18 protein-coding genes are annotated in these 20,275 nt (G+C 65.4%); 6 read left to right on the top strand and 12 right to left on the bottom strand.

Going from position 1 to position 20,275, the window contains the following annotated elements:
* Positions 1-6 precede the first annotated feature (6 nt).
* From xrtA to JI59_RS18495, 11 genes are all read right to left on the bottom strand, one after another.
* The gene (gene xrtA, locus JI59_RS18545) at positions 7-1,557 is read right to left on the bottom strand and encodes an exosortase A (protein WP_007011113.1); all 1,551 of its coding nucleotides are present in this window, start codon (positions 1,555-1,557) and stop codon (positions 7-9) included.
* 1 nt (position 1,558) lies between these two features.
* Positions 1,559-2,794 (bottom strand): TIGR03087 family PEP-CTERM/XrtA system glycosyltransferase, encoded by a 1,236-nt coding sequence (locus tag JI59_RS18540; RefSeq protein WP_007011115.1) that lies wholly within the window; start codon positions 2,792-2,794, stop codon positions 1,559-1,561.
* A complete protein-coding gene (locus tag JI59_RS18535) occupies positions 2,794-3,870 on the bottom strand; it encodes a FemAB family XrtA/PEP-CTERM system-associated protein (protein WP_007011114.1) in 1,077 nt (358 codons plus the stop codon). The genes JI59_RS18540 and JI59_RS18535 overlap by 1 nt, the downstream gene beginning before the upstream one ends.
* Positions 3,867-4,739: an XrtA system polysaccharide deacetylase gene (locus JI59_RS18530; protein ID WP_007011116.1), complete on the bottom strand. Its 873-nt coding sequence runs from the start codon at positions 4,737-4,739 to the stop codon at positions 3,867-3,869. The genes JI59_RS18535 and JI59_RS18530 overlap by 4 nt, the downstream gene beginning before the upstream one ends.
* Before the next feature lie 40 nt (positions 4,740-4,779).
* The gene (locus tag JI59_RS18525) at positions 4,780-6,027 is read right to left on the bottom strand and encodes an XrtA/PEP-CTERM system-associated ATPase (RefSeq protein WP_007011117.1); all 1,248 of its coding nucleotides are present in this window, start codon (positions 6,025-6,027) and stop codon (positions 4,780-4,782) included.
* A 20-nt stretch (positions 6,028-6,047) separates the two neighbouring features.
* Complete coding sequence (locus JI59_RS18520; RefSeq protein ID WP_007011118.1) at positions 6,048-7,802, bottom strand: hypothetical protein; 1,755 nt, start codon at positions 7,800-7,802, stop codon at positions 6,048-6,050.
* Positions 7,799-8,821 (bottom strand): P-loop NTPase family protein, encoded by a 1,023-nt coding sequence (locus JI59_RS18515; protein WP_007011119.1) that lies wholly within the window; start codon positions 8,819-8,821, stop codon positions 7,799-7,801. Before JI59_RS18515 ends, JI59_RS18520 begins: the two co-directional genes overlap by 4 nt.
* Before the next feature lie 12 nt (positions 8,822-8,833).
* On the bottom strand, positions 8,834-10,354 hold the full coding sequence (locus JI59_RS18510; RefSeq protein ID WP_007011120.1) for an XrtA system polysaccharide chain length determinant: 1,521 nt from the start codon (positions 10,352-10,354) through the stop codon (positions 8,834-8,836).
* Between the two features lie 18 nt (positions 10,355-10,372).
* On the bottom strand, positions 10,373-11,017 hold the full coding sequence (locus JI59_RS18505) for an XrtA/PEP-CTERM system exopolysaccharide export protein (RefSeq protein ID WP_007011121.1): 645 nt from the start codon (positions 11,015-11,017) through the stop codon (positions 10,373-10,375).
* A 172-nt stretch (positions 11,018-11,189) separates the two neighbouring features.
* Entirely contained in the window at positions 11,190-12,416 is a 1,227-nt protein-coding gene (locus JI59_RS18500) for a pyridoxal-dependent decarboxylase, exosortase A system-associated (protein ID WP_007011122.1), read from the bottom strand.
* Positions 12,413-13,939, bottom strand: coding sequence for an acyl-CoA ligase (AMP-forming), exosortase A system-associated (locus JI59_RS18495; RefSeq protein ID WP_007011123.1), 1,527 nt, complete (start codon positions 13,937-13,939; stop codon positions 12,413-12,415). Before JI59_RS18495 ends, JI59_RS18500 begins: the two co-directional genes overlap by 4 nt.
* 39 nt (positions 13,940-13,978) lie before the next feature.
* Between JI59_RS18495 and JI59_RS27715 the strand changes: the two genes are divergently transcribed.
* Genes JI59_RS27715 through JI59_RS18475 form a run of 4 tightly spaced genes read left to right on the top strand, consistent with a single transcriptional unit; the run spans position 13,979 to position 16,777 of the window.
* A complete protein-coding gene (locus tag JI59_RS27715) occupies positions 13,979-15,004 on the top strand; it encodes a GNAT family N-acetyltransferase (RefSeq protein WP_238532443.1) in 1,026 nt (341 codons plus the stop codon).
* Positions 15,005-15,043: 39 nt separating this feature from the next.
* Positions 15,044-15,307 (top strand): acyl carrier protein, encoded by a 264-nt coding sequence (locus JI59_RS18485; protein ID WP_007011125.1) that lies wholly within the window; start codon positions 15,044-15,046, stop codon positions 15,305-15,307.
* A 7-nt stretch (positions 15,308-15,314) separates the two neighbouring features.
* The gene (locus tag JI59_RS18480) at positions 15,315-15,989 is read left to right on the top strand and encodes an alpha/beta hydrolase family protein (RefSeq protein ID WP_007011126.1); all 675 of its coding nucleotides are present in this window, start codon (positions 15,315-15,317) and stop codon (positions 15,987-15,989) included.
* Positions 15,986-16,777 (top strand): hydrolase 1, exosortase A system-associated, encoded by a 792-nt coding sequence (locus JI59_RS18475; protein WP_007011127.1) that lies wholly within the window; start codon positions 15,986-15,988, stop codon positions 16,775-16,777. The genes JI59_RS18480 and JI59_RS18475 overlap by 4 nt, the downstream gene beginning before the upstream one ends.
* Positions 16,778-16,874: 97 nt before the next feature.
* Here the strand turns inward: JI59_RS18475 and trxB are convergent, their stop codons facing one another.
* Positions 16,875-17,846, bottom strand: coding sequence for a thioredoxin-disulfide reductase (trxB, locus tag JI59_RS18470; protein ID WP_007011128.1), 972 nt, complete (start codon positions 17,844-17,846; stop codon positions 16,875-16,877).
* Between the two features lie 191 nt (positions 17,847-18,037).
* On the opposite strand from trxB, the gene JI59_RS18465 reads away from it, so the two are divergent.
* Both JI59_RS18465 and JI59_RS18460 read left to right on the top strand, forming a co-directional pair.
* Positions 18,038-18,916, top strand: coding sequence for an alpha/beta fold hydrolase (locus tag JI59_RS18465; RefSeq protein WP_007011129.1), 879 nt, complete (start codon positions 18,038-18,040; stop codon positions 18,914-18,916).
* A 182-nt stretch (positions 18,917-19,098) separates the two neighbouring features.
* On the top strand, positions 19,099-20,208 hold the full coding sequence (locus JI59_RS18460) for an HlyD family secretion protein (protein ID WP_038577909.1): 1,110 nt from the start codon (positions 19,099-19,101) through the stop codon (positions 20,206-20,208).
* Positions 20,209-20,275: the final 67 nt, after the last annotated feature.

Below are 20,275 nucleotides of genomic sequence, written 5' to 3'. Positions count from 1 at the left end.
GCGTACCTACCGGAGTTGTTCGACGCGGTCCATCCACGCGCCTGGCGGCCCGGTGGATGACAGGAAACGCGATATGGCATCGGCAGCAGGCTTGGCGGGCGCATCCTCGGCCGAGACGATCAGCATGGTCGTCGGGCGTCTCCGCAGGAGAAGATGATTACCGATCACGGCCAGCTTGAGGCGCGCGTTGCTGCCTGTGAGCAGATTTCCGTTGCGATACCAGGTGACGGCCAGCCGCTCGACCTTGCCGGCGCCGAGCAGTCGCTCGCTCCTGCCCTCCGGGAAGGCCCTGCCCGGGCTCTGCCAAGCCCAGGCACTGTCCGGCATCAGCGCGCCCTGCCCGAATCCTCCGGCTTCGCGCCCTTCCCCCTGCGACGCATAGAGCGCCAGGAACACATCGACCTTGCGCCCCTCGCCGTCGACATAGCTTCCGAGCAGGCGATGATCGGCGCCGGACGCCTGCGGTTCCCACCAGATCGACGGCGAATAGTCCGCGCGCGTCCAGCCGGAGACCGCAGGAAGCTCTATTTGCGGCGGCAGGGGCGCGGCAATCCGGTCGGCTCCATAGGCCCAGCCACGTGCGAGGAGCATCAGCGCAACAAGGCCCAGCAGAGCGAACGCAGGCCGCACCTGCATTGCGGAAAGGCGACCTACCAGCCTGCTGCGGCCTATCGCTTCGGCATCGATCATCGGATCTGCCAGCGGTCGGTCGAAAAACCGCCAGGCGCCAAGGATCACGAGCCCCAGCACGATGGCGAAAAAAAACCAGCCATAGACAATGTGATCGAAACCTGCCGCAACCTCTGCCCCAAACCATTGAGCCGCATAGATCGTGCCCCATGCCCTTACGCCATTGGCGAGGATCGGCACGATCACACAGGCCCCGACCATGACGATCCGGCGCGGCCAGCTGACAAAGCAGACATTGGCAGTCAGCACACCGAACGCGACCATAGCGATCAGGAACTTCACGCCCGAACAGGCTTCCGCAACTTCGAACAGGCCTGCAGGGGTATCGATGAAGACACCGTCGATGACCGCCGGGATGCCGCTCAGATGGGTGAGCGCAACGGTGATATCGGCAGTGATCATCTGCAAAATGGTCACCAGTTCCTCGCCCAGCGGGACGAGGAAGGCGAGGTAGCAAAGCGGGAAGAGCAACCCGGCGCTGACCTGCGGCCCCAGCAGCAGCGGGACGCTTGCGCCGAGCATGGCGATAGCCCCGGCCTGGCGCGCAAGGTCCAGTCCCGATATCGCGCCCAGCAACCAGATGAAGGCGGCGCCTCCGAACAGGAGCAGACCCGGCCACCAGCATTGTGGCGCAATCTTGCGCAGTTCGCCCCAGCGCTGCCAGACCAGCCAGCCTAGGATCGGCGGGATCAGAAGAACATGATTGTATGTGGAAATGTCCCACCACTGACGCGCCATCGCCGCCCAGTCCTTGGCGAACGTGAAGACCAGAACGAGCCAGACTCCCGCCAGTCGCAGCAGCGGCCCGCGCCAGCTTTCAGGGATCGGACTTTCGCCGAAATTGAGATCGGCGGCCAAGGAACGCATGTCAGGCAACCGCGTTCATTCGGGCATCGGAGCGCCCGATGAATTCGGGCAGGCGCGCAAGCGCGGCCGGCCAGCTTGCGTTCTCGACGATCCAACGGCGTGCCGCCGATCCCTTGGCCTGCCTGCGCGCGGCGCTCTGGGAAATGGCAAGGATCGCCCCTGCCATCGCGGCGTCGCCATCGGCAATGTGAAAGTCGCGCCCATTGACGGCATCGATACCGTTGGCCGCTCCAGGCGTGAGAATCACCGGCAATTCCATCGCCATCGCTTCAAGCACCTTGTTCTGCACGCCGCGCGCGATCTCCAGCGGCACCAGCGCGAGATCCGCACCTGCAAGCCACGGGCGAATATCGTCGACGCGTCCCCAGATCCGCGTGCCGTTCACGCCATCGCGCGCTAGCAATGCGTCGACCGGATTGCGCCCCACGACATGCAAGCTCGCATGTCCGCAAGCCGATCGGACGGCGGGCATGATGCGGTCGATGGCCCGCAGCACCGCAGCCACATTGGGCGCGTAATCCATTTGCCCGGTAAAGATGATGCGGGGACCGCCCGACTGCACGATGCGCGGCTCAGGCTTGACCACGGCCGGGTCGAAATACGTGCTGTCGAGACCATTGCCCATCGCGTGGACCTTTGCACTTACCGCAAGGTCCGGCGGCAGTCGCGAAAGCAGCAATTCGGCTTCGAGGGGACTGATCAGCAGGCTTGCATCGGCGCGGCGGACGATGCGCGCTTCTTCCGCGCCGAGGACGCGGCCTTCGCGCCGATCGATCCAGCTGCGCAGGCCCTTTGCGTTGGCTCCATAGGCGTCGAACTTGGCCGAATCGACGTCGACCAGATCCGCCACGACGCGGCCGGTGAAGGTGCCGGGCACATATTGCGCCATCTGCCCCGAAAAAACGTAGATGACGTCGATGTCCCGGTCGCGCAGCGTGTCGCGCACCCAGGCCTTCAGGCGACGGTCGTGAAAGGCGGTGAGGCTGACCGGCTTGCCGCCAGAAAGGGCCTCGAACGCGGCAAGCGGCAGCGGCTTCGTCCGGCGCAGCAGCCGATGGCTGGCCGCAATCGCCGCGAGATCCGCTTCGCTGGCAAAGTCCTGCTCGTCGTCGGCGAAAGTGGCGACATGAACGGGAGCCATGCCGGCCAATGCCTTGAGAACATGGTGCGAGCGGATCTTGTCGCCCCGGTCGGGAGGGAACGGAATGCGGTGGGACAGGAACAGGATCTCGCCCATCAGCCGATCCCCCGGGCAATCAGCGGCCCAAGGCGATTGGCAATGCCCAGCGGCAGCTTCTGCCAGAGCGCGATCTGCAGCGACAGCTTGGCGCTCGCCGGATCGGCCTCGCGCGCTCGGGCTCCGGGAGCGGTCCAGCTGGCATAAGTCAGCGCTTCGGGCTCGAAGCCCCAGTTGCGCTTGAAATGATAGGCCCCGCTTCCGGTCTTGGACCGGCCGAAGTCGAACGCAGTGCACCCGCGGCGGCGGGCGTGGAGCATGAGCTCGAAGTACATCCGGTCGTTCGCGCGCAGGCGCCGCGCCTCCCGGGTGCCCCCGCCCCAATAGGGCATCGCCGCGCCCCGGTGATAGACCGTGATCACGCTGGCGAGAGGACGTCCTTCGTGCCGGACGGTCAGGATGTCCGCATCCTCGCCGAAAGCATCGACGACGGCGTCGAGCAACCCGCGCGGGAATACCGGCGTGCCCAGATTGCGATAACTCTCGGCAAAGACCGCATAGTGCGCAGCCCGGTCGCGCTCGGAGGTGCCGATCTCGACAGTCAGGTCGTTCGCGAGCGACTTGCGGACTTCGGCGCGCTGCTTGCGCGGGACCGTGAGCAATTCCGCCTCGTCGTCCGCCGCCAGGGGCCGGGCGAAGTTGCAGTGCGATTCGCTCTTGAGCACCCAGCCCTGCCCCGCGTCGGGAAGTGCGCCGCCGCGCAGCTCGATTGTCGGGCAGGAGAGGCGCAGCGCCAGTTCCTCGGCAGCGCGCAGCACCTCTGCAGGCTCGGCGCCGTCGTCCGCCAGCAAGCCGCCGCCGATGGCAAAGCCGCTGGAGGCCAGCATGTTTCCGAAGATGGGCGAATGGATCGCACTGAGCGGAAGGAACGCAACGATCTCGCCATGCCGCTCCTGCACCAGTGCGAACGCGCGGTTTCCGGTGGCGCGGGCGGTGGCCACGAACCAGGCCGGACGATGGAAGGGCGTAGCTTGCGGATGCGCCGCGACATAGCCTTCGAGCCGGGCGACCTCGCCCGGATCGGCCAGGTCGGCCAGCCGCACCTGTGCGCGGGTCGGGGCGAAAGGTGCGTTCACGCCGCCAGCGCCATGGCCCTGTCCGATTCGCGCGCGGCGAGATCGTCCATGCGGCCCCAGCTGAACTCGTCGATAAGCTGGCGCAGCTTACCCGCCATGACATCGAGATTGGTGTAGTGCCGCAGACGCGAGCGCAGCGGCGCATTCTCGACGCGCGGCTGGTCGGGATCGATTTCCCAGGGGTGGAAGTAGAACACCGCCGGTCGCCCCTCCTCGCGATTCACTTGCCGGATCGCCCAGCGCGAAAAGCCATAGGGCAGGACGCGGAAGAAGCCGCCTCCACCTGCGGCAAGACGGCGTCCGGCGAAAGTCGCGGTGGTGACCGGGATCTCGACGAGATCGCTGCCTGCCAGCGGATGAAAGGCGAAGCGCGGCGCCTCGCGCCAGCCGTAGTGATCGTGGGCGATAGGCGCGACACTGGAGCTGTAGGCATAGCCCTGCGCAGCCAGCACCTCGAAAGCCCATGGCGTGCGCGCATCGATGGAGAAGCTCGGCGCCCGGTAGCCGGTTACAGCGACCCCGGCGGCGTCCTCAATGGCCTTGCGGCTGCGTTCGAGATCGCGCGCGAAGCCGTCTGCGCCAAGGCGGAAGACGCGCTCATGGTCCCAGCCATGGCTTGCCACTTCATGCCCTTCGGCCGCGATGCGGCGCATCAGCGGACCGTGACGCTCGGCCACCCAGCCCAGCGTGAAGAAAGTCCCCCTAACGCCCGCATCGCAGAACATTTCAAGGATGGTATCGCAATTGCGCTCGACCCGGTCCGCCAGCCTGGACCAGTCATCACGCGCGATGACGGTTTCGAAGGCGCCGACCTGGAACCAGTCCTCGACATCGACCGAGAGACCGTTGATCTGGGGACTGGCGGGCATCGGGCTCACTCCGGTCATGCGCGGACGAAGGCTGGGGCTCTCAGGCAGCGCGGCGCTGGCCCTCGCCGCCTTCGATCCACTCGATCAGCATCGTCAGGGTATGGCGCAGCATGCGGTCATGCTCGGCAAGGCGCGCCTCGAGATCCGAGACATGGCCGGACATCGCCTGAAGCTGCGCTTCGAGCGACGCCACTTGCGCCTGGCCGGCATCGGCAGCTTCATGCTCGCGCGCTTCGGCCGCCATCGCGAGTTCGAGCACGGCCTGTTGCAGTTCAGTGATCTGGGCGTCGCGGTCGGCCATTGCAGCTTCGATGATCGCGGCGACTTCATCGCTGTCGATGCCGCCCGGGACAGTTTCCGTGCGTGCTTCTTCCCCGCGCGGCGAAACCGCGGGTTCGGCCGCCTCGCCCTGCATTGCAGCGGCCTCGGGCTCGGCCTCGGGCTCGGCAGCCTTGCGGCTCACAAGCGAGATCGAACCGTCCGCGTCCAGTTCGGCAAGGACCTGGTCCAGCACCTCGCCGTCGATGACGCAACGCTGCTCGACCGCGCCCAGCAGCAGCAGGCGATTGACGAGCTGGTTGATGCGCCGGGGCACGCCGCCGGTCGCATCGAAGATCCCGGCGAAGACTTGCGCATCGAACTGCGGATTGCCCTGCCAGCCCACGCAGCCAAGGCGGTGTTCGATATAGGCCTGCACTTCGTCGGCCTGCATCGCCTCGAGGTGGTGGGTGGCAATGACGCGCTGGCGCAGCTGCTCCAGTTCCCCGCTCTCCAGCAAGGTCGAGCGGAATTCCGGCTGGCCAAGCAGAAGCGTCTGCAGCAGCGGATGCGATCCGAGCTGGAAGTTGGAAAGCATGCGCAGCTCTTCGAGCGCAGAGACAGTGAGATTCTGCGCCTCGTCGACGATCAGCAGGCAGCGGCGGCCCTGGCGCGCTTCCTCATGCAGGAAGCCTTCGATCGCGCCCAGCGCCGAGGCCTTGTCGTGCCCGGCGACCGCAAGTCCGAAAGCCTGCGCGACGACATGGACGATCTCCTCGCCATCGAGTGCGCTGGTGACGACTTGCGCCGCAGTCAGGCGGCTGGGATCGATCGTTGCCATGAGGTGCGCGACAAGCGTCGACTTGCCCGCGCCCACTTCGCCGGTGATGACCACGAAGCCTTCGCCCTGGGCGAGGCCATAGCCGAGGTAGGACAGCGCCTTGCGGTGCGTCCGGCTCTCGAAATAGAACGCCGGATCGGGCGTCAGCTGGAACGGGCGGCTCTCGAACCCGTAGAAATCGTCGAACATCTCTCGTCCTCCTTGGGACTTCAGAACGCGTACCGCAGGCCGACCAGGGCCGATGCGGTCCAGATATCGTCAATGGAAGGATCGTCGCGGGTCGCCCCGTCGATCCCGAGCGCTGCAGTTGCCCGCAGGCGCTGTGTAAGCAGGCGGTAATAGGCCGCCGTGGCACCATAGCCGGTCACGTCGCCGACCAGCGGATCGGAACTGGCGATCCAGTTGGCGTAGACATTGGTGCTCCAGCCGGCGTCACGCCCCAGATCACCGCTCAGGTAGGCAGCCAGCCAGTAGCTTTCGTCGATAATGCCATTGGCCGATGCGAGGATCGTGCCTTGGGATGCAAGGAACTTGCGCCGGTCGTAACCTGCGCCGATGCCGGCATTGAGGCGGCCGAGCTTCATCGAATAGCTGGCCGTCACCCCGCGCGAACGGAACGTGGCCGAGCGCACCGAACCGAGCGCACCGGCAAGGCAATTGCTGCCTTCCAGCGAATCCACGCAGCCGCGCAGCTGACCGGTGATCGGATCGCGCACAGCCTCGAAATCGTCGGGCAATTCATCGAGGAAACGATTGAGCTGTCCGCCGAAGCCCGCAACGTTGTCATAGACCGCAACGCTGAGCTGGCTGCGGTCATTGGGCGCATAGGCCAGCGTGCCGCCGAAGCTGGTCGCCCCGTAACGGCGCCCGACATGGGCCGAAAGCGACGTGCGGCGGCTTGGCCGCCACATCACCGCGACATCCCAGATCAAGCCTTCGACGTCATAGGCGATCTCACGCGGCGCGCTCTTGTCAGTCCTGTAGCGTCCGTTCCGGCCGATGACCGGGTTCCCGTCCGCATCGCGCACGGCATCGCGGCTGGAGACCTCGACGTCCTCGTATCCGACCGCACCGACAACCTGAACGGTGCGTCTGACCGGCACCGTAACCATGGCGCGCGCCTGCATGTCACGCACGCGCTGGTCGAGGTTGGAGATGTCTTCCTGATAGAAGCTGCCGGCAACGCCCAGCCCGACGGGCAGGATCTCGTATGGCGCAACTCCCGCCTCGATGTCGGCCACCTGCGAAACGCTTTCGTCGAAGACGTCGGCCGCTGCGCTGCCCGGGCTGGCGACATAGGCATTGGGTTGTTCGACCTTGGTGTAGCCGGCACGGTAATTGGCATTGATTGCCACATCGCCGGCGCGCGTCGCCACCGAGGGGCCAGCATAGATCGAGTAGATATTCGAGGACGAGTTGTCGCCAAAGGTGGAGCTTGCAAGCGCCGATCCGCCGTTCTCGACATTGACCTGGGTAGCCAGTGCCCCGGCCTCCAGCGTCACGCCCGGAGCCACGGTGGCATAGCCGCGCACGATGCCGCTGATCGCATCGCCATCGCGGGCATTGTCGCTCCAGCCGATCTGGCGCTGGTAGCGGATCGAGGCCGAAACCGCATTGCGCTGCCCGGAAATGCTGGCATCCACGCCGACCGCGACCTGCGTGTAGGTCAGCACATCGTCACCCGGCGAAAGCTGGGCGTCGACGATCTGGTCGAGTTCGATATAGGGCTGGATCACCAGGCGGCGTCCGCCCTGCCCCTTGCCGCCGCGCTTGGCAGCCTTGCCGGGCGAGTAAGTCTCGGAGGCCGGACCCTCGGGCGCATCGCCGCCGTCCATGCCGCCGCCACCGGCACCTTCGTATCCAAGCGTCTGTGCGTACGAGGCGACGGGCAGCGACAAGGCCACCAGCGCAGCCATCGTGGCCAGGCCGATCAGGCCGGTCCGGAGGCGTTGCTTCGCCATCATCCCTTGTACCCGTAGTAAGTGCCGAAACGGCGGCCGCTCGGGCTGAATTGCGCCGCGTTCAGGAGCAGTTGCACATTGGGGCAGCCGTTGAGCAGAGAGATAGCATCCTCCAGCGCGCCCTGCCCGGTGCTGTCCGCGCGCACGATCACCACCGCCTGACCGACGTACTTGGCCAGTTCGGCAGCGGGCGAGGCTGCCAGAGCGGGCGGCGAATCGAAGATCACCACGCGATTGGGCGCGCCTTGCGTCAGGCGGTCGAGCACGCGGCGGGTGCGAGAACTGGAAAGGTATTCGCTGTCGGTGTTCGAAGTATCGCCGGCGGGCAGCACCCACAGACCGGGAATGTCGGTTCCCAGCACGCAATCGCTGACATCGACGCTCTCATCCATGAGCGCGTCCATCAGCCCCGGACCGCCGGGCAGTCCGAGCGCGGAGAGGATCGACGGCTTGGCAAAGTCGGCATCGACGAGAAGAACTTCGCTTTCCTTCTCGGCCGCGATCGAAAGCGCAAGGTTAAGCGCGCAGTAGGTCTTGCCCTCGCCCGGGTGCGGCGAGCTGATGAGCAGGCGCTGCGCGGAAGGACCGGCGTTCTGGCGGCGCAGGTCAGCGCACTGGAGCAGGAGCTGCCGCTTGACGATGCGGAACTCCTCAAGGCTCGCGGTCACCGTCCCTTCAGGCACGATCAGGCCCTGATCGCGCAGGCGATCGCGGTCGACAGGATGGTGCGTGCCGTGAAATTCGGTGCGTTCCAACGGCTCGGGTATCAGTTGCGGGGCGGGAGCCGCTTCAGCAACTTGTTCAGATGCCTCGACGGCGGCATGCGCTTGCGGAGCCTGCGCAACTGGCGGCTGATCGACAACGGGCGGCGCCGGTTTGCGGATCCTGCTCACCACATCGGCGGGGATCGGCGCGGGCCTTGCGATCAGGCTGTTGAGATCGAGGCCGCCAGTGGCACGCTCGATCAGCGATCCACCGGAAGCGGCTTTGCCGGGAAGCGGGATGCGGGTGTGCTCGGTCATCGCTCGTTCCCCTCAGGCCACCATGCCGCGCTGGATGAATTCGACCGCGAGCAGCACGACGAAGAGCCCGCACAGCGCAGCGCTGGCGCCATAGAAGTACTTGAGGCGGCGCTTGCGCAGCGCGCGGGCCGCATCGGTCAGGTTCTGCGAGATCGCGCCGAGCACCGGCAGGCCGATCGAACGCTCCAGTCCGGCTGCCGTCGCGTAGACGGAGCGCACCTTGCCGAGCGCGAAGGCACCCGCGCAGCCACCGCCGATGCCGACGATCAGCACGCCCAGCAGCAGGATCGGGCGATTGGGCGCCACGGGCTTGCGCGGCGTCGTCGGCGGATCGACAACTTCGAACTTCACTGCCTCGCGCTCGGTCTTCACTTCCCCGCGCAGGCGCAGTTCCTCACGGTCCTGCAGGAGCTTGTCGTACTGCGAGCGCAGCACGTCATAGTCGCGGTTGATACGCTGGGCCTGGCTGGCGAGTTCCGGATTCTGGATCGCCTGCGCGGTCAGCCCGGCAAGGTCGGACTGCAGCGCGGCCTTGCGCGAAATGAGCGCCTGGACATTGGCCTGCCGCTCGGCCCGAATCGACTGCAGGGACGTATAAGCGGGGTTCGGGGCGCCGACGCCGCTGGCCGCTTCCTGCGCGGCCGGGCCTTTGAGCGCGGCAATCTGATTTCGCGCAGCAATCACGTCGGGATGCTCTTCGGTGAGCCCGCGTGCGCGCAGCGAGGCAAGGTTGGACTGAGCCTGCGCCAGGGCCGCCGATGCACCGCCGGCGCTGCCGCCGGGGATGGTTCTGGGCGTACCGGCAAGCTGACCGTCGATCGCCGCAAGCGCAGCCTGCGCGGCAGCCAGATCGGCCTCCACGCCGCGCAGTTCGGCGCGTGAGGATTCAAGCCGCTGCGCGCTGGCTGCCCCGCCCAGTGCGAATTCCGGATGCTCGGCCTCGAAAGCGGTGCGCTTCTGCTCGGCCGATTCCAGTTCCTTCTCACGCTGGGCAAGCTGCTGGTTCACGAACTCCAGCGTCTCGACCATCTCGCCGCGATTGCCCGAGAGGTTCTCCTCGCGGAAGATGTCGATCAGCTTCTGGGCGATGTTCTGGGCAAGCCTCGCGTTTTCCGCATCGGAGAACGAGGAATAGCTGGCGTTCGCCGTGATCTCGAAGAGGTTGTCCTGCTGGCTGATCACCTTGACGTTGTCGGCCAGGGCCAGGACCGCGGCTTCCATCTGCTTGGGCGATTCGATGGTGTCGCCGATGCGCGTCGAGCGCACGACCTTTTCAAGGTTCACCGCGCTCGTCAGGGTCTGGCGGATGCGTTCGATGTCACGCTTTTTGTCGGCCACGCCGATGCCGACCTGCTCCGCCAACGCGTCGTCGAGCTGAATGAAAATGCGCGCACGCGATTCGTAGCTGTTGGGGATCAGCGCCACGACCAGCCAGCCCAACAGGCAGATGCCCCAGGCAATACCCAGGGCAATCCAGCGACGGTGCCAGACGCTGTGGATCGCGGCCAGCAGCTCTTCGTAGAGAGAGTTCATCGCTTGCGCCGGCCCCTCTTAGAACATGCTTTCGGGGATGATGATGACGTCACCGGGGCTGAGCATGACGTTGGCCTTGCTGTCGCCCTTCTTCAGCAGGTCGCCCAGCCGCAGGGCATATTCCTTCTGCTTGCCGGTCGTCTTGTCGAAGCGGATCAGATGCGCCTTGTTGCCCGCCGCGTATTCGGAGAGGCCGCCCACCGCGATCATCGCGTCCAGCACGGTCATATTGGCGCGGTAGGGAATGGAAGCGGGCTTCTCGGTCGCGCCGACGATGCGAATCTGCTGGCTGAAGGTCCCCGCGAACTTGTTGACGATTACCGAGACCAGCGGGTCCTCGATGTACTGCGAAAGCTGCAGGCGTATGTCCTGCGCCAGCATCGAGGGGGTCTTGCCTACCGCGGGCATGTCGGTGATCAGCGGCGTGGTGATGCGCCCGTCGGGACGGACCTGAACTTTCGCGCCCAGCTCGGGGTTGCGCCACACGAAGATGGTCAGCTCATCCAGCGGGCCGATGACATATTCCTCGCCCGGGCCTTCCTGCATGGCAACGAAGGAGGCCGGGGGGAGTTCGGGTGCTGCACCGCCGCTTGCACATCCGCTGAGAGTCACGCCGGCAAGCGCGCAAACGGCGAGCAGGCGAGGCAGACGGCGATACGGCATGGGCACTTCCCTCACTGCGCCGACCCGCCGCAATCCTCACGAGAGCGGCGGACCTGGCGAAATCCGGCTCCCGCTATCGGTCAAAAGGGTGAACATAGCGTTAGCCTTGAGGGGCGAATTGGCGGCAGGTCCCGAATCGGGACGCGCAAATGCCTAAATCCTTACGGCTTTTTCAGACCAGCAGTTCGCGGGCCGGTCCCTGCCCCAGGAAATTCGCCGGACTGGCGCTGGCACCATAAGCCCCGGCACAGAACACCGCCACGAGATCGCCAACCTCGGCGCGCGGGAACCCGCCCTTGTCCGCCAGTTTGTCGAGCGGCGTGCACAGGCAGCCGACAATGGACGCCTCTTCCTCGACCTCGGCGCCGAAGCGCGTGGCTATCGCCGAGGGATAGTTGCGGCGCACAACGGTTCCGAAATTGCCCGAGGCCGCGAGCTGGTGATGCAACCCGCCATCGGTAACCAGAAAAACTTCGCCGTGGCTGACCTTCCGGTCGACGATTCGCGCGATATAAACACCTGATTCGCCAACGAGATATCTGCCCAGCTCGATGCAGAAATGCGTTTCGCGCAAGGCGTCCGGCAGGTTCTCGAAGCGCTCGGCCAGCCGCTCGCCGATGAGCGAAATGTCCAGCGCTTCGTCTCCCGGGAAATAGGGGATACCGAAGCCGCCGCCGAGATTGCAGTGCGGCAGAGGCGCTCCGCTTTCATCGGCAAGACGCGCCGCAAGGTCGAGGGTCTGGCCCTGGGTCTCTGCAATCGCCTCGGCGGAAAGCGCCTGGCTGCCAGCGAATATGTGAAAGCCGCGCCATTCGGCGCCGCTGGCGATGACTTCGCGCACGAGCGCGGGAACCCGCTCGGCATCGAGCCCGAAAGGCTTGGCGCCGCCGCCCATCTTCATGCCCGAACCCTTGAGGTCGAAATCGGGATTGACCCGGATCGCCAGCCGCGGCGTCACTCCCAGCTGCCCGGCGATTGCCAGCGCCCGCGCAGCCTCGCCCTCGGATTCGAGATTGAGCGTCACCCCGGCCATAATCGCCGCTTCCAGCTCGGCATCGCGTTTGCCGGGGCCTGCGAAGCTCACCTTGTCGAGCGCAATCCCGGCACCGCGCACGATCTCCAGCTCACCGCCCGAGGCAATGTCGAAGCCGTCGACAAGACCGGACATCGCCGAGAGCAGCGGCGCGAAGGGATTTGCCTTCACCGCGTAATGCAGCGACAGCCGCCCCGGCATCGCGGCACGCAGGGCCGCGACCCTTTCGCGCACCCGGTCGGCGGAATAGAGGAACAGCGGGGTTCCACCGGCTTCTTCCACCCAATGCGTCACCGGCTTGCCGCCCATCGCCAGAACGCCGTCAATGGAGGTGAACCCGGCCGGGATCGGTCCGAGCGCCTTCATGCCGCAAGCTCCGCCTGCAGACCGGTGCGGTCGATCTTGCCATTGGGACCGATCGGCATGGCATCGCGCCAGTGAATGACCTTGGGCTGCATGAAATTCGGCAGTTCCTGCATGAGTTTACGGGGCAATTCCTGTTCGGGGTTTTCGGCGCCGGGGGCCACCCGGACGATCAGGTGGACCGCCTGTCCCAGCCGTTCGTCGGCCAGGCCCAGCGCGACTGCCTCGGCGACGAGGCCAGTGGCGAGCGCGGCTTCCTCGATTTCCTGCGGGCTGATGCGGTTGCCCGCGCTCTTGATCATCGCATCGCGCCGCCCGACGAAGTAGAGCAGCCCGTCCGCCTCGCGCCGCACCCGGTCACCCGACCAGACGGCAATTCCGCCAAAAGCGGAGCTCGCGGGCGCCGGCCTGTAGCGTTCGACGGTACGTTCCGGGTCCTGCCAGTAGCCCTGGGCGACGAGCGGCCCGCAGTGAACCAGTTCCCCCTCCTCACCGTCGGCTGCCGGTTCGCCCGCATCGTTGATGACGAGAATCTCGGCATGGGGGATCGCCTTGCCCATCGAGGTGGGATGGCTATCGACCAGTGCGGGATCGAGATAGGTCGAGCGGAACGCCTCGGTCAGGCCGTACATCGGGAAAAGCCGCGCCTGCGGGAACAGCGCCCGCAAGCGCCGCACCAGATCCACGGTGAGCGCACCCCCGCTGTTGGTCAGGCGGCGCAGCTTGCCGGCAGTCTCTTCCGGCCAGTCGAGTTCGCAGACCTGCACCCACAGCGGCGGTACGGCGGCCAGGGTGGTAATGCCGTGGCGCTCTACCGCTCTCACCAGGTCGCGCGGCAGCAGATAGTCGAGCGGGACGACGCAGCCGCCCGCATACCATGTCGAGAGCAACTGGTTCTGCCCGTAGTCGAAGGAAAGCGGCAAGACCGCCAGCGTGCGGTCGTCACCTGCAAGATCCAGATAATCCGCCACGGCCTCGGCCCCGAGCCACATGTTGGCATGGCTGAGCATAACGCCCTTGGGCCGCCCCGTGGATCCGCTGGTGTAGAGGATCGCTGCCAGCGCATCGGGATCGGCATCCGACAAGCCCACATCGCCGCCGAGGTCCGTCGCTGCAGTGAGGGCCGCAGGCTCGTCGACCACGCGGCAATGCCCGGGGACATCGGCCTCGCCCAGGGTCTTCAGGCGCGCGGGCGTACCGATCAGCATGGCGGCGCCGCTGTCGGCCAGGATATGCGCGACCTGTGCGTGCTTGAGCAGCGGATTGACCGGCACATGGACCAGCCCGGCACGGGCTGCCGCGAGCGGCAACAGGCAGGTCAGTTCGCCCTTGGCCGCCCAACTCGCCACGCGCGCGCCTGCCTGCGGCACTTCCCGCGCCAGCCAGGCGGCCAGGCGGGAGACACGCGTTCTTAAGTCCTTGTAGTTAAGAACGCCCTCGCGCAGCACGAGGGCATCGGCCGTATCGTCCCCGCGAAGGACGAGATGGTCGAGCGGAAGGACCCTGTTTTCGCTCTTGCCGCGCATTTTGGTGGAACTGCTCCCGAGAGGCTTTTGGAAGGTATCGTGGTAAAGATCGAATATCACTCCGATCTTAAGGAACTGCAATCCGACGCGCAGCTTGCAAGGCTGCTCTCGGCGGAATGTCAGTCCGCGCCGTTCGATCGCCTTGCATGGTGGGAAGCGCTTGGCAAGCATTGCGCCATCGCGCCGCTGCTTGCGGTGGCGCGCGAAGGCGATGCCGTCGCCGTCCTGCCGCTCACCGGCGACGGCGGCCACCTTTCGGCACTGGCGAACTGGTACACTTTCCGGTTTCGGCCGGTGGTTTCGCATCCCCCGCAAGCCGAAGTCCTGCTCGCGCAGCTGGCCCGCGATCTGGCCGCAAAGGCGCGCCGCCTGACGCTTGCCGGTCTGCCCGAGGAAGACGGCACTGCATCGCGCATCGAATCAGCCTTTCGCAGGGCCGGTTGGCTGGTCATGCGCGAAGCCAGCGACACAAATCATGTCCTCGAAATATCTGGTCGCAGCTTTGACGACTATATCGCCGGGCGTCCCGGCAAGCTGCGTACGACGCTCAAGCGCAAGACAAGGAAAGTCGCGGTCGAGATCATCACCCGTTTCGATGCGCAGGCATGGGAGCAGTACGAGGCGATCTATGCCGAGAGCTGGAAGCCGGAAGAAGGCTCTCCGAACTTCCTGCGGGCCTTTGCCAAGTCCGAGGGCGAAGCAGGCCGCCTGCGCCTTGGCATTGCCAGGGCCGCCGACGATCCCCAAGGCCCCGCCATCGCAGCGCAGATGTGGACGGTCGAGGGCGGCACGGCCTTCATTCACAAGCTGGCGCACCGCGAGAGCGCCAGGCCACTATCCCCCGGTTCGATCCTCAGCGCAGCGCTGCTGCGTCATGTCATCGAGGTCGACCGGGTTGCGCTGGTGGACTTCGGCACCGGCGACGATCCCTACAAGCGCGACTGGATGGAACAGGTGCGGCCACGATATCGACTGGACATGTTTCGCCCGCTCGATCCGCACAACTGGCTCATCGTGGCACGGATCGGCCTGCGACGCCTTGCCGCAAGTGCGAAGGGCGGCTAGAGCCGCAGGCCAAAGTGAAAGGCTTTTGTTGAGGGGGCCATGCAAGACGATACCGACCTGCTGCTGCGTCGCATCCTGACGGATGTGCTCGGACTCGCGCAGGGCCAGGCCGACACGTTCGATGCCGAAACCGGCTTGTTCGGCCACCTGCCTGAACTCGATTCGATGGCGGTCGCCGGGCTCCTGACCGAAATCGAGGATCGCCTCGACATCGTGATCGAAGACGACGAGATCGACGGCGAAATGCTCGAGACGTTCGGCGGCCTGCTCGAATTCACCAAGTCCAAGCGCGCCGAGGCCTGATCGGGCGGTGACACCGGCGAGCTGGCCCTGTCCGCTGCCCGCCGGCGGCTTCGTCAATGAACTCGCCCTCTGCTTCGATCGCAACCGCGCCGCGCGGTTGCTGATTGTCCCGGCGTTGTTCGACGAGGGCAACAAGCTGCGCCGCGTGACAGTGGAATCGATGCGCCGGCTCGATGCGGCCGGGATCGACTGCATCCTGCCGGACCTGCCCGGTTGCAACGAAAGCCTCCAGCCGCTCGACCGGCAGACGCCCGAAGTCTGGCGCAGCGCGATGGACGCTGCCGCCACGCAGTTTCGCGCAACGCACGTGGTGGGCATTCGCGGCGGCTGCATGTTCACGCCACAAGGCCTTCCAGGCTGGCATTACGCCCCGGTGAAGGCCACCTCGATCCTTCGCCAGATGCTGCGCGCGCGAATTCTTGCCAGCCGCGAGGCTGGACGTGAGGAAAACCGCGAAGATCTGACCCGGCTAGCCAGGGAGCAAGGCATAGAAATTGCCGGCTATCCCCTCTCGCCCGAATTCTGGCGCGAGTTCGAGCCAATGATCGCTGCGCAGAACGCCAGAGTGATCGAGCAGGCCGAGGTCGGCGGCAGCGGCCTTTGGCTTCGCGCGGAACCGGATGAAGCGCCCGAGCAGGCCGACGCCCTTGCCGCGATCCTGACCTGGGGCGTCACGGGATGAACCGGCGCCATTTCCTGTTCGATTGCGAAGGCGTTCGGCTAGCCGCGACACTGGACGATGCACCCGGCATGGTCGGCCTGCTTCTTGTCAGCGGCGGCAACGAAGTGCGCGCCGGAGCATGGAACGGACAGGCAAAATTCGCCGCCCGGATTGCCGCCCAAGGTTATCCCGTCATGCGTTTCGACCGCCGAGGCGTGGGGGACAGCGAGGGCGAAAACGGCGAATTCCGTTCCAGCGCGCCCGACATAGCTTCTGCGCTCACTGCATTTCGCCGCGAATGCCCGCGTCTCACCAAGATCGTCGCCTTCGGCAATTGCGATGCCGCCAGTGCATTGATGCTGTCGTGCGGCATGGGCATAGGCGCGGGCATCGACGCGATTGTGCTTTCCAACCCGTGGACGATAGAGGACGATGCACAGGAGGAACCCGCCGAAGTGGTCCGCGACCACTATCGTCGCCGTCTCACCGATCCTGCCGCAATCCGCCGCCTGCTGACCGGCAAGGTCTCGATCGGCAAGCTCTTGCGCAGCCTCCTGTCGGCCGCGCGCCCTGCACCGACCGAGCTATCCGGCCTCGTCGCCGAGATGGCCGAGGGTATTGCAGCCTATCCGGGCCGCATTCGTTTCCTCGTCGCCGCGCGGGACAAGACCGGGCAGGCGTTCCTTGCAAGATGGGACAAGTCCGACACTCGCATCCAGGTATGCCCCGATGCGACCCACAGCTACGTCGAAGTCCACGCCCAGGACTGGCTGGTGGCACGGGTTATCGACGTGCTGGAGGCAGCCTGACAGCTGCAAAGGTGCCGAATCGACGCGGCCCTGGTGCCAGTCTGGAAATCCTCCCCACTTTCCGCGAAGGAAGCGGAGAGGATTGTCCGGGAACGTCTCAGGCCTCGACCTTCGCCGACTCGGCGAATTCCTTTTCGGCGAGGAAGCGTTCGGCATCGAGCGCGGCCATGCAGCCGGTGCCCGCAGCGGTAATCGCCTGACGATATACATGGTCCATCACGTCGCCGCAGGCGAAAACGCCCGGGACGTCGGTCTTGGGCGTGCCGGGCTCGACGAGCAGGTAGCCCGACTCGTCCATGGCAAGCTGACCCTTGAACAGCTCGGTCGCCGGAGCGTGGCCGATGGCAACGAATGCGCCTTCGGTCTCGATCTCGCTCTCCTCGCCGGTCACCGTATCGATCAGCTTGAGCGCCCGCAGGCCGCCGCCCTCGCCGCCGCCCAGGAAGCTGTCAACGCGCTTGTTCCACACGACGTTGATCTTGGGATGCGCGAAAAGCCGGTCCTGCAGGATCTTCTCGGCGCGCAGCGAATCGCGGCGGTGGATCAGGGTGACGTCATCGGAATGGTTGGTGAGGTAGAGCGCTTCCTCGACGGCGGTATTGCCCCCGCCGATGACCACGACCTTCTTGCCGCGATAGAAGAAGCCGTCGCAGGTGGCGCAGGCCGAAACGCCCTTGCCCGAGAGTTCCTGCTCGCCGGGAACGCCGAGCCAGCGCGCCTGCGCACCGGTGGCGATGACAAGCGTGTCACCCTCGTAAACATCGCCGCTATCGCCCTGCGCGGTGAACTTGTCGCCCGAAAGATCGACCGAGGTGATCGTATCCCACATCATGCGCGTGCCGACGTGTTCGGCCTGGGCCTGCATTTCCTGCATCAACCACGGACCCTGGATGACTTCGCGGAAACCGGGATAATTCTCGACATCGGTGGTGATGGTGAGCTGGCCGCCGGGCTGGAGGCCCTGCACCACGATCGGCTCCATGCCTGCGCGGGCACCGTAGATCGCTGCGGAAAGTCCGGCCGGACCGGAACCGATAATGAGCATGCGGGTCTTGTGCGTCGTCGCCACGTCTAACCTCTTGTGTGAAACCTGCGCGTAAAGCTTTTCGCTGCCGGAGATAGGGGCAAGCGGGCCGCTTTGCCAAGCATGAGCGCGGCAAGGATTAGTTTCATCCCCGCAAATGCAAGCTCATGCACCAGTGCACGCGATCGCGGAGAACGGCGATTGACCTCGGGCCGCGCCCGTTCCACTTGCAGGGCATGGAACGCTTACTCGGACCCACATCGAACCGTTTCGCCTCGCAGCGGCTCCGTCTCAACTACGTGGACTGGGGCAACCCGGATGCGCCGCCGCTGATCCTGCAGCACGGTGGACGCGACCACTGCCGCAGCTGGGACTGGGTGGCCGAGGAACTGCGGCACGAGTGGCATGTGATCTGCCCTGACCTGCGCGGACACGGCGACAGCGAATGGTCCCCCGAAGGCAACTACGCGATGGACGGTTATGTCTATGATTTCGCGCAGCTCGTCCACACGCTGGGCTACGAGAAAGTGACGATCATCGCCCATTCCCTGGGCGGCAATATCGCCACCCGCTTTGCCGGGCTCTACCCCGAGAAGGTCGACAAGCTCGTCAATATCGAGGGACTTGGCCCGACGCTGGAAAAACGCCGCATGCTGATGGGCGACTGCTCGGCGGACCGCATGCGCGACTGGATTTCCAAGAAGCGCGATGCCGCCGGACGCATCCCGCGCAAGTACAATTCCTTGCGCGAAGCCTATGAACGCATGAAGACGGAGAACGCGTTCCTCACCGTCGAGCAGGCGCGCCACCTTACCGTCCATGGCGCAAGCCGGAACGAGGACGGCACCTGGAGCTGGAAGTTCGACAATTACCTGAACGTGTGGCCGATAGTCGACCTTCCGGGGGAACATGTCGTGCGTTTGTGGGAAGCGATCACCTGCCCCGTCCTGATGCTCTGGGGCAAGGACAGCTTCGCATCGAGCCCCGCACTCGACGGTCGCATGGACCATTTTTCCACCGCCAGCCTGATCGAGTACGATAATGCCGGCCATTGGCTGCACCATGACCAGTTCGACCGCTTCATGGCAGACGTGAAGGCCTTTCTCGCCTCCTGAGGCAAAGGGCCGAACGCCTCCCTTCACTTCGACCACTGCCGGTACGCAGCACCCGAACCCGCTTCGACGCCCGGATGCGGGCGCGAGGGAATTCGCTGCGACACACAGATTATCCGACCTTGCTGTTGCAGATACTATCCATGCTTAGTATAAGCGTGCTGCAAATCAACACAGGAAGTCGCATGAACGCCCAGAGCAGCATTGCGGCCGACAGCGAAGCCGAGACGGTCATTCCCCCGCGCAAACGCAGTCGCCGCACCATTCTGATGATCACCGGGCCGGCCGTGCTTCTGCTCGTCGCGCTGGCTGCCTACCTCTCGGGCGGCCGCTACGAATCGACCGACAACGCTTCGCTGCAGACTGGCATGGTTGCGATCAGCCCAAGCATATCCGGCAAGGTCGTATCGATCGAAGTCGGCGAAAACCAGCGCGTGAGGAAAGGCGACGTCCTGTTCCGGATCGAATCGAACAGCTTCAAGTCCGCCGTCGCCGAAGCCGAAGCCGCCCTCGCCTCTGCCCGCACCGAGGTGCAATCGCAGCAGGCCGACTATCGCGAAGCTCTTTCGCAAGTCAGCGCGGCCCAGGCGCGTTACGAGTACGCGGCCAGTGAAGCGGCGCGCCAGAAATCGCTCGTCGCCGAAGGCATCTCGTCAAAGGCCCAGTTCGACGAAGCGACTACGAGCGTGCGCACGGCAAGAGACGCCATCGCTGCAGCCAGAGCCAAGGCCGACAGCCTGAGCGCCGAACTGTCCGGCAAGGTAGATGGGGCGATTGCCGATCAGCCCGAGGTCCGGAAGGCAGCCGCTCGGCTTGCCCAGGCCCGGATCGACCTGGCCGATACTGTAGTGCGCGCGCCGCAGGACGGCGTCGTCACCCGCGTGAACCAGCTTCAGGTCGGAAACTACGTTTCGCAGGGCCGTCCGGTATTCATGCTGACCGGGCTGCGCTATTGGGTCCAGGCCAACTTCAAGGAAGACCAGCTACGCTACATGCGCGTGGGACAACCTGTCAAAATCACGATCGACGCCTTTCCCGGCAACGCAATGCACGGCCGTGTCGAAAGCTTCAGCCCGGGAACCGGTTCGAGCTTCTCCGTTCTGCCGGCAGACAATGCGACGGGGAACTGGATCAAGGTGGTCCAGCGCCTTCCTGTCCAGATCACCATCGACGAACTGCCCGAAGGTCTGCCGCTTGGCGCCGGCCTGAGCGCGAACGTCGAAGTCGACACGGGACACGAGCGTCACCTGTTCGGCAAGGACTCGCCGCCCAGTTCGCCGGCTGCCAAGCACTAAGTCCAGAGCAGGATCGACCGCAGCGTGAGCACCGAACTGCCCATCGAATACCCGCCTAAGCCCCGGC

This window comes from Novosphingobium pentaromativorans US6-1 (assembly GCF_000767465.1).
In the GTDB taxonomy this organism is placed as follows: Bacteria; Pseudomonadota; Alphaproteobacteria; order Sphingomonadales; family Sphingomonadaceae; genus Novosphingobium; species Novosphingobium pentaromativorans.
Note: the sequence above shows the minus strand (reverse complement) of the source record. Positions and strands in the feature narration are given on the sequence as shown.

Coding starts and splice junctions, on each gene's coding strand:
- JI59_RS18500 (WP_007011122.1), bottom strand. CDS start 12,416: ATGAAGGCGCTCGGACCGATCCCGGCCGGGTTCACCTCCATTGACGGC.
- JI59_RS18540 (WP_007011115.1), bottom strand. CDS start 2,794: ATGGGCGAGATCCTGTTCCTGTCCCACCGCATTCCGTTCCCTCCCGAC.
- JI59_RS18505 (WP_007011121.1), bottom strand. CDS start 11,017: ATGCCGTATCGCCGTCTGCCTCGCCTGCTCGCCGTTTGCGCGCTTGCC.
- JI59_RS18510 (WP_007011120.1), bottom strand. CDS start 10,354: ATGAACTCTCTCTACGAAGAGCTGCTGGCCGCGATCCACAGCGTCTGG.
- JI59_RS18495 (WP_007011123.1), bottom strand. CDS start 13,939: ATGCGCGGCAAGAGCGAAAACAGGGTCCTTCCGCTCGACCATCTCGTC.
- JI59_RS18520 (WP_007011118.1), bottom strand. CDS start 7,802: ATGATGGCGAAGCAACGCCTCCGGACCGGCCTGATCGGCCTGGCCACG.
- JI59_RS18475 (WP_007011127.1), top strand. CDS start 15,986: ATGAACCGGCGCCATTTCCTGTTCGATTGCGAAGGCGTTCGGCTAGCC.
- xrtA (WP_007011113.1), bottom strand. CDS start 1,557: ATGCGTTCCTTGGCCGCCGATCTCAATTTCGGCGAAAGTCCGATCCCT.
- JI59_RS18465 (WP_007011129.1), top strand. CDS start 18,038: ATGGAACGCTTACTCGGACCCACATCGAACCGTTTCGCCTCGCAGCGG.
- JI59_RS18525 (WP_007011117.1), bottom strand. CDS start 6,027: ATGTTCGACGATTTCTACGGGTTCGAGAGCCGCCCGTTCCAGCTGACG.
- JI59_RS18460 (WP_038577909.1), top strand. CDS start 19,099: ATGAACGCCCAGAGCAGCATTGCGGCCGACAGCGAAGCCGAGACGGTC.
- JI59_RS18515 (WP_007011119.1), bottom strand. CDS start 8,821: ATGACCGAGCACACCCGCATCCCGCTTCCCGGCAAAGCCGCTTCCGGT.
- JI59_RS18485 (WP_007011125.1), top strand. CDS start 15,044: ATGCAAGACGATACCGACCTGCTGCTGCGTCGCATCCTGACGGATGTG.
- JI59_RS18530 (WP_007011116.1), bottom strand. CDS start 4,739: ATGCCCGCCAGTCCCCAGATCAACGGTCTCTCGGTCGATGTCGAGGAC.